Raw genomic sequence first — 14,100 nt, forward strand, 5'->3', positions numbered from 1 at the left:
GAGGGCAAAGCAGCGCTGCAGAGGAGGCTGTCCACTCAACCAGAAGCAGCTTCCTCCCACAGCTCACTGAGCCAGCGCCTGGCTCGCCGCAGCCAGCCAGGCCAGGCGCTGGCCCAGGCCAGGCGCTCGAGCATCTCCTCTGTCTGCTCCTGGGATTGCTCCAGCGCTGTTTCCTCCCCAAAGACAAAGTCCTCCAGCGGGCCATTGATCGTCAAGATGGGCACCATTAACATCAACGCCTCAGCCAGACAAACCGCCTCCTGCCCCTCGGGAGGAAGCAGCGAGCCATAGCCCCGTAAGAATGCCCGCGCGCGCTCAGGCTCCAGACCCCGGGCCACCAGTGGGCGCGTCTGGCCCGTCGCCGGCTGCCAATCCAAAGCACTAAAAGCAAAGAGTGCCGCCGCTACCTCCAGAATGCGCTTCTCCCAGCGCGAAGCATAAAAGTCTGAGACTGAGCAGACCCCCTCAGCGCTAAAGCGCATATGCAGCGCCTGGTAATCCCCATGAATATGGAGCTCGAGCAGCCCCTGAGCAGCTCCTAGCGTCATCATTGCCGCAGGCAGTACCGCCTCCCACTGCTCAACCCACGTCTGCAGCGCGGCAGAGAGGGCACCCACCTCACAGCGCTCAGCCCGCTCCCGCGCCAGATTCAGCCAGCCCTGCACCAGCCCTCCTGCCTGCAACTCCGAAGGCCAGCGATGCTGCGGACCCGGAAAGCGCAGCGAAGCCTCATGCAACTGCGCCAGCGTCCGCCCCGCGGCCTCAACCCAGCGCAGTCCTTGCGGCCCCGCGCTAGCGAAGTCCTCCCCACCTAACCACTGCTGCAGCTCAAAGTGCTCCTCTCCTAGAGTTAGGCAGTACGACCCCGTTGGCGTCTGGCGCAGCGCAGGTACGGGCAAACCGGCCAGACGTAAAAAGCGCTGGAAGCGATAGCAGTGCTCACTGTCCTCACCCGCCGGTCCCTCCGGACGAGGCCGCAGTAGATAAGGCTCCCCCTCAATCTCCAGCAACACCCCTAGTGGCTCAGAGCTATAGGGAGACAGCAACGGACCAAGCGGCTGCCAAGACGGCACACCGAAGCCCTCCATGATCGCTTCCAGGTCAAAGGAGCTGGCCCCGGGCCACTCCCCACGCCTACCTCCGCCAGAATCAGCAGAGAAAAAACCCTCCATGAGCACGCCTCACAATCCAGCAACCAGACCCAGGCCCCTAGACTTCTGTGGGGAGATCAGGGCGCACACCCCACTCATTCCAGGAGCCATCATAGTTCGTCAGATGAGGATAGCCCAGCAGCGCCAGGCTAAAGAGAACAACCGTCGCCGCCACTCCGCCGTTACAGTAGGCAATCACCCGCTCCTCTGGCCGCACCCCAACACGCGCAAACACCTCTGCCAGCTCCTCATTGCTGCGGAACTGCCCTGTGTGAGGATCAACCAGCTCTTCGCGCGGAATATTGATAGCCCCAGGAATATGCCCCCGACGGCCCGGACGGCGCACCACCTGCCCGCTGTACTGTCCTACATCGCGGGCATCAATGACACGCACTCCCTCGCGCCCCAACACGGCCAGCACCTCTTCCGCCGTCGCCCGCAGCTCGGGCTGCACCCGCGGCGTGAAGAGCGCCGGTGGAAACCGCGGTATCTCCATCGTCACCGGGCGTCCCTCGCGTAGCCAGCGCGGAAACCCCCCATTCAGTACCCGTACTTCGCGGTGGCCATAATAGGTTAGCGCCCACCACAGCCGCGTGGCAAACTGCGAGGCAGGATGAGCATCATATGCCACAACGATATGCTCATCTCCTATTCCCAGCCGCCCCAGGACCTCAGCGAAGCGCTCCGGCGGCGCCACCTGAGCCTTTACCTCGCTGTCAGGATCAACAATGTCACTGGTCCAATCCAGATAGATTGCCCCCGGGATATGCCCCTGCTCATATTCCGTCCGTGCACCCTCATAGACGGCCTCCTGCTCACCCGCACCGCACTCCACTGTCCGCACGTAGCCACGCATATCGACGATGCGCAGCCGGGGATCATGCAGGTGCTCCTCCAGCCAGGCCGGCTCGACCAAGAGGCGATCACGCTCTCCACTCGCCATCGTTACCAGCGGCCTCCTTTCTCTTCTCACCAGGAAAACAGACGCTCTGCTTCCGGGTTCTCCGTGCTCACAAAGTGGCCCGGCGTTCCCAGTAACTCGAAGCGCTTCACCCCTGTGATACGCATTGACTGTGAGGGAGTCTGTGTCGTAAGATAGCGTTGGACCGTCAGCCCTAGAGGGCGCGCTAACACGAGGGCCGCCGTCGTAGCCAGTACCACATTGTTGAACGTATTAAACGGGCGCCGCATGCGCGCTACCGTCATTGCTGACAGGCCACTCAGCAAGCCGGCTACCGCTAGATTCGTTCCGCAGCGCTCATGGACCGCCAGCTCTGGCTGCGTGGTACGAAGCAGGTGCAGTGCCTCCTCTGCCGCCGGCAGCACTTCCTCCGTGGGCACATCCCCAAAAACGACAAAGCCCACGGCCGATGAAATTCCCGAGAAACGCACCTCCGGGAACTTGCGACTGAGCAGCACGATGGTGGCATGCTCCAGCGCGTGATTTTGACGCACCGCACTGCCCAACAGTAGCTGTTGCAAAGCCGCATTCAATGGATTGAACGAAGCCATCGCTCGTCACCCTTTCCCAGCAAGGATCACCTGAGTAGCTCAGCTCCATCCCAGCTAGCCCTTGCCGTGCCGAACAAAAACAATACCCTGTTATTTATAAACTATATGAAAGATCAAACGTTCATCGCCGAACTGGATCACGTCGCCATCGCGCAGGATTGTCTGCTGAATGCGCTCGCCATTCACTAAGGTGCCATTGGCGCTTTGCAGATCCTCCAAATACCAATGACCATTATCGAACCATAGCCGGGCGTGGCGCCGCGAGACCGTGCGACCGGTGATAATAAAATCATTGCCATTGGTGCGCCCGATCGTCGTCACATCCTGATGGAAGCGGAAAGAGCGACCAGCGAGCGGCCCACTCTGCAGCGTCAAGCTGGCCAGCACGACGCGTCCCTGAGCATCCACATAGCGATCTTTCGCCGCCTTGCGATCAGCCAGCTCATAACCGCACGTAGTACAGAACAGACGAGTACTGGGATTAGGAGTGCCACAGCGAAAACAGGTCAGCGTCACCGTGGGGAAGGGCGTAGCCGAAGTAGGCGAGGCCGGACCCGCACCTGCATGAGCAGGCAGCGTCGGAGCGAAGCCCTGACCCACACTGGACCCCCCGAAAGGGCCTGACGCAGCGGACCCCCCAGGGGCTGTAGCGGGCTGCTGCCCGCCACCAGAGGCAGCAGGCCAGGTGCTCGCTTGAGGAGACAGCGTCGTAGAGGGGCCTAGTCCGACGGAACCACCTCCCTCGAAGGTCGAAAGGCCAGCCGACAAACGCCAGGGATGTGGCATCGGCAAATGCGCCGCCTGCAGCGCCGCAGCCAGCGCCACCACCACCTCCTCAATCGACTGGTAGCGATCAGCAGGAGCCTTGGCAGTCATCTTCACCACCACTTGCTCAACGGCAGCCGGCACCCCAGCCTGACGCAGCAAGTCAACCGGCAGCGGCTCCTGCAAATGCTTCAGCGTCACACTGACCGGGTTCTCCGCCGTAAAGGGCACCCGTCCCGTCAAACATTCGAAAAAGACAATGCCCAGAGAGTAAATGTCGCTCCGTTGATCAACGGCCTGGCCCGTGCTCTGCTCTGGAGACATATACTGCGGCGTCCCGATGCCAACCCCAGCACGCGTCAGCTGTGTCGTCCCCTCCAGAATCTTGGCGATCCCAAAATCGGAGAGCAGGAGATGACCATCGCGGCGCAAAAGCATATTGCTCGGCTTCACATCGCGATGGACAATATGATGGCTATGGGCACAGCGTAACCCCTCCGCCGCCTGCAGCAAAAAGTCAACAGCCTCCAGCAGCGACAGCGAGCGGCTCTTCAGGCGGTCCCGCAACGTTCCGCCATCGACATACTCCATCACGATGTAGGTGATCTTATCCTGCTCGCCAAAATCATGGATCTGCACGATATGGGGATTTGCCAGCTTAGCGATCGAGCGAGCCTCCTGCTCAAAACGTTTGACAAACACAGGATCATGGGCATAGCGTGCCGGCAGCACCTTGATCGCCACATAGCGATCAAGCGCCGGTTGATAGGCCTTAAAGACGGCCGCCATCCCGCCTGCGCCAAGCGGCTCTACGATACGGAATTGTCCCAAGGATCGCCCAACGAGGGCCTGGAGATCATCAGCATGCCCCTTCTGCCGGGCATAGGGATTCTCTGGTGGTTGCATAGCCGGCTCATTTCCTCGATTCCTGCCATCAGTTGAACGACTCCAGAGCGTCCCTCTCCCCCTCCCCTCAGCCAGGCTTGTCCGCTTCCAGTGCGCTGACCCGCCGTGCTGCCTTTGGGCATGCCAGCGCGTCCCCCTGCTCCCCGCTGGCAAGAAGGGTCCGCCGGGAGCGGACAGCACAGCTTTGATTATCGCCTAACAGACGGCCCCTGTCAATTGAAGCAAACACCTTGTCGGCGAGGCTGCTCCCTCCCGGCCCCTCCGCCAGCGTTCAGGTCTGGCGCCTACCACCCGCTCACTGCTCAGCCCTCCAGGAGCAGCCGCTCAGGGTCCTCCAGAAGCTCCTTGACACGGACCAGGAACTGCACGGCCTCCCGGCCATCGACAACACGATGGTCGTAAGACAGCGCCACGTACATCATCGGGCGCACGACTACCTGCCCATCAACCACGACTGGACGCTCCTGGACCTTATGCATCCCCAGAATACCTACCTGGGGGCCGTTGAGAATCGGCGTCGAGAGCAGCGAGCCGAAAACGCCACCATTGGTGATGGTGAACGTGCCTCCCTGTAGATCGGCTAGCGTGAGTTGGTTGCTACGCGCCCGCTGGGCCAGCTCCGCGATCTCCTTTTCGATCTCAACAAAGCTCTTGCGATCGGCATCGCGCACAACAGGCACGACCAGGCCCTCATCGGTGCTAACAGCAATGCCGATATCGTAATAATGCTTGACCACCAGCTCGCGCCCCTGCAGCTCCGCATTCAGATAGGGGAAAGCCTTAAGCGCACCCACGACAGCCTTAGTGAAGAAGGACATGAAGCCCAACGAGATGCCATAGCGCTGCTTGAACTCCTCACGGTGGCGTGCCCGCACCGCCAAAATGGCGCCCATGTCAACCTCATTGAAGGTGGTCAGCATGGCTGCCGTGTGCTGCGCTTCCACCAGACGCTGAGCAATCGTCAGGCGCCGACGCGAGAGCCGAATACGCTCCTCCCGTCGGAACTCAGACGTCAACAGTGGCGGAGGCTCAAGCGCCGACTCCCTCTGAGCGGCACGCTCTTCAACTCCCACTGTCCCAGCACCTACGCGGGCCGTTACCCCATCAGCCGCCCCTACGCGGGCCTCCGCACTGGCTGATGGAACTGCTGTTCGCTCCGCCTGCCTCTGCTCCTGTGCCTGATCCCGGCCTTGCTGGCGAGCTTGCTGCTGCTCAAGATACTGCAGAACATCGTCTTTGGTCACGCGACCATGTGGGCTGCTGCTCTTGACTTGCGAGAGATCCACGTTGTACTCAGCGGCAATACGACGGGCCAGCGGCGAAGGGGGACGCTGGCCATCAGCCAGCCGTGAACCTGCCGGGGCGCCCTCGACCTGCCCTCCTCCCTCAACTTGTACCGTCGGGGACTGGGCTGCACCTGAGGTCGGTGAGGCCACCCCCTCGCCCGCCCCAGATGCTGGAGCCACACGCTCTTGCGCCCCCACAGCCGCGGCGTCTAGCCGGGCTAGCACTTCGCCAACAGCGACATCATCACCCTCGCGCTTGACGATCTCGGCCAATACCCCGTCGTGATCCGCTGTTACCTCAACACTGACCTTGTCAGTTTCCAGCTCCGCCAGCACCTCGCCCTGACGGACCTGTTCCCCCTCTCGCTTGAGCCAACGCGCTACCGTGGCCTCAACCACCGATTCGCCCAGGTTGGGAACACGAACATCTATCCTCATTTCCTTGCTCTGCCTTTCCTGCTGCAGTGCTGACTTTCGCTTGGGCTGAGGGCCATGGTCTCCCATCAAAGGCACCACTCAGCTAACCGCGAACCAGCGCACCGCTGTCGTAGGTTCTGGAGTGCACTGGCTTCTGGTATTATAGCATTGTGCATCCGGGCCGGGTCGGCTTGAGCCTGTCGACATCTGGCCTGATCACCACTGTGTGCAGGCTCGCTTGTCTGACTCAGGCCGACCCTGGCCCCCGCTCCTAGCGTCGGCGCTTGCCCGCTGGCGTCTCGCCGAAGCGCTTTTCTACCACCAGACCGGCCTCACCAAGCAAAGCCCCCTCAATCAAAGTCCGTTGCTCGGCCTCGTAGCGGTCCATAAAGCCGGTGGCTGGGCTGGCGCTCTCAGGACGGGCCAACACGCGCAGCGTCACCTGGGACACCGGAAGAGAAGCCAGCAGCGTATGCAAACGTGGCCCCATATAGCTCCAGGCTCCCATATTCAGCGGCTCCTCCTGCACCCAAACCACTTCCTGCACAGCCGGATAGCCGCTCAACACTTGCCGTAGCTCCTCCTCAGGGAAAGGATACAACTGCTCCAGGCGTACCACGGCCACCTCACCGGCTTGCATCCGCTGCTCACTGGCCAGCAGATCAATGGCGATCTTCCCACTGCACAACAAGACACGGCGGATGGCATCTGCTCGCTGCTGCGCCTCAGCATCATCAAGCACCGGCTGGAAGCAGCCACGTGTCAGCTCCTCCAGCGTTGCTGCCGCCAGTGGATGGCGCAACAGACTCTTGGGGGTCAACACGACTAGGGGGAGCGGATGATGCTGGAGGCTGTGCGCCTGCTGGCGCAACAGGTGATAGTACTGCGCTGCTGTTGAACAGTTGGTCACACGCCAGTTGTAGTTCGCGGATAGCTGCAAGAAGCGCTCCAGGCGCGCGCTCGAATGGTCAGGCCCCTGGCCCTCATAGCCGTGCGGCAGGAGCAGCACCACCGATGACTGCTGACGCCACTTCGCTCGCCCCGAGGCAATGAACTGATCGATAATGACCTGGGCGACATTGGCGAAATCGCCGTACTGGGCCTCCCACAGCACGAGCGCCTCCGGCGCCTGCACACTATAGCCATATTCGAAACCCAGGACCGCTGTCTCCGTCAGCGGACTATTATAGATGGCAAAGCTGGCACGCGCCTGAGAGAGATGCTGCAAAGGAACATAGCGCTCGCCCGTGCGACTATCGTGCAGCACCGCATGGCGCTGGCTAAAGGTACCTCGCTCCGAATCCTGACCGCTGAGGCGAATCGGAATCCCATCGGCCAGAATCGAGGCAAAGGCCAGGGCTTCGGCGTGGCCCCAATCAATGCTCCCATGCTCCAGCGCATCAGCACGACGCTGCAGCACACGGGCCAGGCGCTGATGCACAGTGAAACCCTGGGGCCAGCGCAATAGCTCGCGATTAAACTGGCGCAGTTGCTCTGCTGATACCGGTGGGGCAGGCTCTAACTCCACCGCCAGCCCGTTCTGCCCATTTCCCCCCAATTGTTCGAAGCGTCGTGGATCTTCATCAACCTCCTGCTTTGCCCGTCGCAAGGTCGCAAAGGCCTCCTCCACCATCTGCTCACATTCCTGGGCCGTTACCACTCCCTGCTCTTGCAGGCGCCGTGCATACAGCTCGCGAACCGTTGGATGCGCGCGGATCAGCTCATAGAGCTGTGGCTGCGTGAAGGCTGGCTCATCCCCCTCATTATGTCCCCAACGTCGGTAGCCGACCAGCTCAATCAGAATATCCTTGTGAAACTCATCGCGGTAGGCATGGGCCAGGCGGATGGCCGTCAGCGCCGCCTCGGGGTCATCGGCATTCACATGGATAATCGGGATGCTAAAACCTTTGGCCAGGTCGCTGGCGAAGAGCGTCGAGCGGCTTTCCTGCGGCTCGGTTGTGAACCCGAGCTGATTATTGAGGATAATATGGATCGTGCCCCCGACCGAGTAGCCCTGCAGATGCCAGAGATTCAGCGTCTCGGCGACCACGCCCTCGCCTGGGAAAGCGGCATCGCCGTGGATCAAGACCGGCAACGTCCCATCTAGCTCCTGACGCGGAGCTCCAGGCCGATCGCGGCGCTCCTGGGCTGCGCGTGTCATGCCCTCGACCACTGGATTAACGAACTCCAAATGACTGGGGTTGGGAGCTAGGATGACCTTGAGGGCCACCGAGCGCTCTCCGCCGAGCAGGTGCTCCGCGCCAAGGTGATACTTGACATCGCCGCTCCAACCAAAGCCAAAGGTATCGGTGAGCGGCACTCCCTCCTCATGGCGCGTATGGGCGAACTCCGCCAGAATAGCCTGATAGGACTTGCCCAGGACATGCGCCAGCACATTGAGACGTCCGCGGTGGGCCATGCCGATGATCACCTCGCGCGTCTCTGACTCCAGCGCGCAGCGGATCAGCTCATCGAGCATCGGCACCAGGACATCGCAGCCCTCAATCGAAAAGCGTTTCTGGCCTGGATAGGTCTGGTGCAGGAAACGCTCAAAGACCTCAACCTGGGTCAGGCGCTGGAGCAACTGGCGACTGGCCTGGGGGCTAAGGCGACGCTGGAACAACTGCAGACCGACGGCGTCGCGTAGCCAAAGGCGCTCATGGGGACTCTTGACCTGATCGAACTCATAGCTGATCGTCCCTGAGTACATGGCGCGCAGACGCTGGATCGCTTCCAGCGCGTTGCGGGCTCCCTCCGCGGCATGCCCACCAACCACACTGGCCGGCAAGTGCGCCAGATCCTCTTCGCTGAGCCCGTGGCTCTCTGGCAAGAGGGCGGGATCTCCCTGGGGAGGCCGCCCAAGAGGATCAAGCTGCGCTGCCAGGTGCCCACGCTCGCGAATGGCATGCGCTAGAGCCACTGCGGCCACGACTTTCTCTACAGCCAACGGCGCCCCCTCGGCCCTTGCCGGAGCCAGGCCCTCTACCTCCTCTTCAACTACCACCGGCTTCCAGCGGGCAAAGATTGCGCGCGTGTTCTCATCTACTGACGAGGGATCAGTGCGATACCGTTCATACAGATCTAGCACATAGCCTGCATTTGGTCCATAAAATGTCTGTAAATTATCCATTGGTTTCCTTTATGCGGCTTGACACAGAGTGATGAATATGGCATACTCAACGCGGTAGCCTTTATCCACCGAAGCGGACACAAGCACACAGTCCAAACAGATGCGAAGAGGGAGCCAGTAGGCCGCTTCCCTGGCGACAGAGAGTCCGGGTCAGGTGAGAGCCGGATGCTAAGGAGCAGGCCGAAGATCACTCCTGAGCAGCTAGCAGAACGCGTAAGCGAGTAGAGCTAGCCGGCGCCTCTCCGTTACCAGAGAGGGCCGCCTGTCTCAACCTCTCGATGGCTCCGCCCTGGGGCCGGTGCGACTACCGGCGCCAGCAGTCGCGGGACACGCACCTGGGCGCCTGGGCGCTCGCAGGAACGTGCAAGAAAAGCTCAAGCGTGCCACGCTGGCCCGATCATGCTGAGGGCGGGGGACCGACAAATAGTATATCACATCGAGAGAGACGGCGGCATGGAGCGAGTTGCGACGGGTGCCGGATAGGCCAGGTCAGACTGACAAGCAACGGCGCCGCTTGAGAGCGCGAGGACGAGGGATGATTGGGCGGGGCCTCTCAGGGGATCACTGAGGTCGCCAGGCCAAGCAGGCAAGACAGCGTGAGAGCTGGCGGGGCTGTTCCTTTCAGGGACGGACCCGGCACAGGTGCCTAGTCGTGACTAATGCGGGTGGTACCGCGGGAAGTCCTCTCGTCCTGCACGGATGAGAGGTTTTTTTATATGGCGATCGGAGCTTGCAGGATGAAGACGAAGCTGATCTACCTGGAGAATAGCTATACCTTTGAATGCAGCGCCAAAGTCGTTGCCACAGAGGGCGATGAGCTGGCCCTCGATGCCACCGTCTTCTATCCCGGCGGCGGAGGCCAGATGGCCGATCGCGGCACACTCTCCTGGGATCATGGGCGCCAGCAGGCCAGGGTCATCGCTCTGCGTAAACAGGACGAGGTTGTCTGGCACCTGCTCGACTGCCCTCCCCCACCCGTGGGCACCGACCTGACGGCTTGCATCGACTGGGAGTTCCGCTACAGGATGATGCGCACCCATACAGCTCTGCATCTGCTCTGCGGCGTGATCTGGCAGGAGTTCCGCGTCCCGGTAACCGGTGGCCAGATGTACCCAGATCGGGCACGGATGGACTTTGCAATGGAGGGCCTAACCAAAGAGCGTCTGGCCTTCATTGAGCAGCGCGTCAATGAGGCCATCGAGGCCGATCTGCCTATCCGAGTTTATACCCTCCCCCGGGAAAAGGCCTTCGCCATCCCTGACCTCATTCGCACTCGTACCAATCTCTTGCCTCCCGACCTGGAGGAGGTGCGCATTGTCGAGATCGTCGGCCTTGATCTGCAGGCCGATGGGGGCACCCATGTCCGCCATACTAAGGAGGTCGGCGGCATTCGCATTGTGCGCGCCGAAAACAAAGGGCGGCTCAATAAGCGCCTCGAAATCCAATTGGTCGATGAGCCACCAGGCTCTGCCTCCGGGGCGACTCAACCGTAGCAGAACAGACCCGCAAGAAGCTCGACTTAGCTCGGCCAACCCATCGTCTTTGCTAGCACCTAGTACCAGGCAAGGCTACAACACATTTGTCAGTGAGCGAGGAGGAAGCTGACGTGTCTGGAGAAGCAAGTGTCTTTCGGCCCGTGATCGCAGCTGATCGCGTCGACTATCCGGCCCTGGAGCACGAGATTCAGCGGTGGTGGGATGAACATGGCGTGCTCCAGCGCTACTTGCACCGCAACGACCAGAGTGACAAGCAATATTCTTTCCTGGATGGCCCCATGACGGCGAACAATCCGATGGGAGTCCATCACGCCTGGGGTCGCACCTACAAGGACCTCTTCCAGCGCTTCAAGACGATGCAGGGGTACCGGCAGCGCTACCAGAACGGCTTTGACTGCCAGGGCCTGTGGGTTGAGGTCAATGTCGAACAGGAGCTAGGACTCAAGAATAAGCGGGAGATTGAGCAGTTCGGCATTGCACGCTTTGTTGAGCTGTGTAAAGAGCGCGTCTTCCGCTTTGCCCGCCGCATTACTGAGCAGTCGATTCGGCTCGGCTACTGGATGGACTGGGGCAACGACTACTACACGCTCTCTGATGAGAATAACTATACGATCTGGCATTTTCTGAAGCGCTGCTACGAGCGCGGTCTTATCTACAAGGGGCACGATGTCATGACCTGGTGTCCCCGCTGTGGGACTGGTATCTCTAACATGGAGACCCTGTCGGAGGACTGGCATGAAATCAGCCACCTGAGTCTCTATGTCCTCTTCCCATTGGTCGAACGCCCTGGCGAGGCCCTGCTCGTCTGGACGACAACCCCCTGGACCCTGGCCGCGAATGTGGCCGCCGCGGTTCACCCCGAGCTGACTTACGTCAAGGTGGAACAGGATGGCCAGATCTTCTATCTGGCTGAGGAGCGCCTGAGCCTGCTACGGGAGCTGCGCGGGCGCGATAAGGGTGAGTATCGTGTCCTGGAGCGTCTGAAGGGTGAGCAGCTGCTGGGCTGGAGCTACCGCGGCCCCTTCGATGAGCTGCCCGCTGCTCAGGGGGTCAGCCATCGTGTCATCCCCTGGAAGGAAGTCAGCTCGACCGAAGGCACCGGCATTGTCCACATTGCCCCGGGCTGCGGTCGCGAGGACTTCGCGCTGTCGAAAGAATTCGATCTGGCGGTGTTAGCCCCCGTCGACGAGTTTGGCGTTTACGTCGATGGCTACGACTGGCTGACCGGCCAGGCGGTCTCTCAGGTGGCTCGCCCTATCGCCGAGAACTTGGCGCAGAAGGGCCTCCTCTATCGCTCGCAGCAGTACCGCCACCGCTATCCTGTCTGCTGGCGCTGCAAGACCGAGCTGATCTTCCGCTTGGTCGATGAGTGGTATATCTCGATGGAGAAGCTGCGCTACGAGATCATGGAGGTCGCCCGCCAGGTGACCTGGATTCCTGCCTTTGGCCTGGAGCGTGAGCTGGACTGGCTGCGCAACATGGACGACTGGATGATCTCCAAGAAGCGCTATTGGGGCCTGGCTTTGCCTATCTATGAGTGTCAACAGTGCGGGACTTTCGAGGTCATCGGCAGCAAGGAGGAACTGCGCGAGCGCGCTGTTGAGGGCTGGGAGGAATTCGAAGGCCATTCCCCTCATCGCCCTTGGGTTGACGCTGTCAAGATCCGTTGTCGTCAGTGTGGCTCTCTGGTCTCACGCATTAAGGATGTGGGCAATCCCTGGCTGGATGCCGGCATCGTTCCCTTCTCAACCCTGGAGTATCGCCATAACCGCGACTACTGGCGCCAGTGGTTCCCCGCGGACTTCGTGACGGAGTCGTTCCCGGGCCAGTTCAAGAACTGGTTCTATGCGTTGCTGGTCATGAGCACGGTCCTGGAGGGGACAACGCCTTTTAAAACGTTGCTTGGCTACGCGACGGTCCTCGATGAAGATGGCGAGATCATGCATAAGTCGAAGGGCAACGCCATCGACTTCGATGACGCCGCCGAGCGCGTGGGCGCCGATACGATGCGCTGGCTCTATACCAGTCAGGACCCAGAGCAGAATCTGCGCTTCCCGCGCATCCCCACACAGGAGGATGTCGAGCGAGCGGCACGCGAAGGGGTCCCGGTACGCCTGAGCGAGAAATGGATGCTGGTCCGCCGGGCCCTTGATAAGGTGTGGAATATCTACTGGTTCTTTGTGACCTACGCCAATATCGACCGCTTCAATCCAAGGCGCTATCAGCTCCCGGTGGAGCAGCGCAGCGATCTGGATCGCTGGATTCTCTCAGAGCTGCAGCAGACGATCCTGGAGGTAACTGCCTGCCTCGAACGCTACGATAGCGCCCACGCTACGGCGGCCCTGCAAGAGTTCATCGAGAACCTCTCGAACTGGTATCTGCGCCGCAGCCGTGAGCGTATCTGGAAATCGGAGCTGGATGATGATAAGTTGGGCGCTTATCTGACGCTGTACGAGTGCTTGACCACCCTGGTGACGCTGTTGGCCCCCTTTGTGCCCTTCTTCTCCGAAAGCCTCTATCAGAATCTGGTCCGCAGTGTTAATCAAGAGGCACCGCTCAGCGTGCATCTCTGTGATTGGCCCCAGGCCCACCAGGAGCTGATCGATGAGGCCCTGACTCGTGATACGCATCTGGTCATGCGCGTTGTCGGCCTGGGTCGCGCCGCTCGCGAGAAGGCTCAGATTCGCGTCCGCCAGCCGCTCAATGCCCTCTATGTGCGCTTACCCTCGCAGGCCGAGCAGGAGGCCCTGCTGCGCCTGAAAGAGCAGGTTCTAGAGGAGCTGAATATTAAGCGCTTGGAGCTGCTCAGCGACGATAGCGAGATGCTGGCCTATACGCTGCGTGCTCAGGCACGCGTCCTGGGTCCCAAGTACGGACCTCTGGTGCAAAAGATCTTGGCTACGCTCAAGAACCTGGATGCCCAGGCGGCCAGCGAGGCCGCTCGCCAGTTGCGCGAACGGGGCGCTTTGACTCTTTCGGTCGAGGGCCGCGAGGTGACCTTGACCCCCGAGGAGGTCGAGGTGATCGCGACGGCTCGCCCCGGCTATGTAACCGCTGAAGAGCGCGGCGCAGTGGTCGTCTTGGAAACAACGATTACCCCTGAGCTGCGCGAGGAAGGGCTGATCCGCGACCTGACGCACTATGTCCAGGATATGCGCAAGCGGGCGAATTTGAAGATCGAGGATCATATTCAGCTCGCTATCTGCGCCGATGAGGAGCTAGCGGCTATGGTGCAGCGCCATGCTTCGGAACTGCAAGAGGAGACGCTCGCCGATAGCCTGCGCGTCGAGACGACCCCGTTTGCTGAGGCGCTCCCTGGCGAGCTGTATCGCGAAACCCTCTCGCCGTCGTCTGCGCGCAAGCTGGAGAGCTATACGGTCCAGGTGGTGATCGCAGCTTCCCAGCCCTCAACCTCCGCCCGCTAGCTGACGGATTAG

The 14,100-nt window shown here is 61.0% G+C and carries 8 protein-coding genes; 2 read left to right on the forward strand and 6 right to left on the reverse strand.

The features are described from left to right. Positions 1-35: 35 nt before the first annotated feature. The 6 genes from IRZ24_RS00165 to IRZ24_RS00190 form a co-directional block, all read right to left on the reverse strand. Complete coding sequence (locus tag IRZ24_RS00165) at positions 36-1,172, reverse strand: phosphotransferase (RefSeq protein WP_297159333.1); 1,137 nt, start codon at positions 1,170-1,172, stop codon at positions 36-38. A 37-nt stretch (positions 1,173-1,209) separates the two neighbouring features. Continuing rightward, on the reverse strand, positions 1,210-2,094 hold the full coding sequence (locus tag IRZ24_RS00170) for a sulfurtransferase (protein WP_297159335.1): 885 nt from the start codon (positions 2,092-2,094) through the stop codon (positions 1,210-1,212). Between the two features lie 26 nt (positions 2,095-2,120). Continuing rightward, the gene (locus IRZ24_RS00175; protein ID WP_297159336.1) at positions 2,121-2,663 is read right to left on the reverse strand and encodes a DUF6391 domain-containing protein; all 543 of its coding nucleotides are present in this window, start codon (positions 2,661-2,663) and stop codon (positions 2,121-2,123) included. Positions 2,664-2,753: 90 nt separating this feature from the next. Beyond that, complete coding sequence (locus IRZ24_RS00180; protein ID WP_297159339.1) at positions 2,754-4,334, reverse strand: FHA domain-containing serine/threonine-protein kinase; 1,581 nt, start codon at positions 4,332-4,334, stop codon at positions 2,754-2,756. 302 nt (positions 4,335-4,636) lie between these two features. Beyond that, positions 4,637-6,058: a 2-oxoglutarate dehydrogenase complex dihydrolipoyllysine-residue succinyltransferase gene (gene odhB / locus IRZ24_RS00185; protein ID WP_297159342.1), complete on the reverse strand. Its 1,422-nt coding sequence runs from the start codon at positions 6,056-6,058 to the stop codon at positions 4,637-4,639. Between the two features lie 250 nt (positions 6,059-6,308). Then, on the reverse strand, positions 6,309-9,167 hold the full coding sequence (locus IRZ24_RS00190) for a 2-oxoglutarate dehydrogenase E1 component (RefSeq protein WP_297159344.1): 2,859 nt from the start codon (positions 9,165-9,167) through the stop codon (positions 6,309-6,311). 737 nt (positions 9,168-9,904) lie between these two features. Here IRZ24_RS00190 and IRZ24_RS00195 point away from each other — a divergent pair. Further along, entirely contained in the window at positions 9,905-10,660 is a 756-nt protein-coding gene (locus tag IRZ24_RS00195) for an alanyl-tRNA editing protein (protein WP_297159347.1), read from the forward strand. A gap of 113 nt (positions 10,661-10,773) precedes the next feature. Next, the gene (ileS, locus tag IRZ24_RS00200; protein WP_297159349.1) at positions 10,774-14,088 is read left to right on the forward strand and encodes an isoleucine--tRNA ligase; all 3,315 of its coding nucleotides are present in this window, start codon (positions 10,774-10,776) and stop codon (positions 14,086-14,088) included. The last annotated feature ends 12 nt before the right edge of the window (positions 14,089-14,100 follow it).

The organism is Thermogemmatispora sp. (assembly GCF_019683755.1).
Taxonomy (GTDB): Bacteria; Chloroflexota; Ktedonobacteria; order Ktedonobacterales; family Ktedonobacteraceae; genus Thermogemmatispora.

Coding starts and splice junctions, on each gene's coding strand:
- IRZ24_RS00180 (WP_297159339.1), bottom strand. CDS start 4,334: ATGCAACCACCAGAGAATCCCTATGCCCGGCAGAAGGGGCATGCTGAT.
- IRZ24_RS00170 (WP_297159335.1), bottom strand. CDS start 2,094: ATGGCGAGTGGAGAGCGTGATCGCCTCTTGGTCGAGCCGGCCTGGCTG.
- IRZ24_RS00175 (WP_297159336.1), bottom strand. CDS start 2,663: ATGGCTTCGTTCAATCCATTGAATGCGGCTTTGCAACAGCTACTGTTG.
- odhB (WP_297159342.1), bottom strand. CDS start 6,058: ATGAGGATAGATGTTCGTGTTCCCAACCTGGGCGAATCGGTGGTTGAG.
- IRZ24_RS00195 (WP_297159347.1), top strand. CDS start 9,905: ATGAAGACGAAGCTGATCTACCTGGAGAATAGCTATACCTTTGAATGC.
- IRZ24_RS00190 (WP_297159344.1), bottom strand. CDS start 9,167: ATGGATAATTTACAGACATTTTATGGACCAAATGCAGGCTATGTGCTA.
- IRZ24_RS00165 (WP_297159333.1), bottom strand. CDS start 1,172: ATGGAGGGTTTTTTCTCTGCTGATTCTGGCGGAGGTAGGCGTGGGGAG.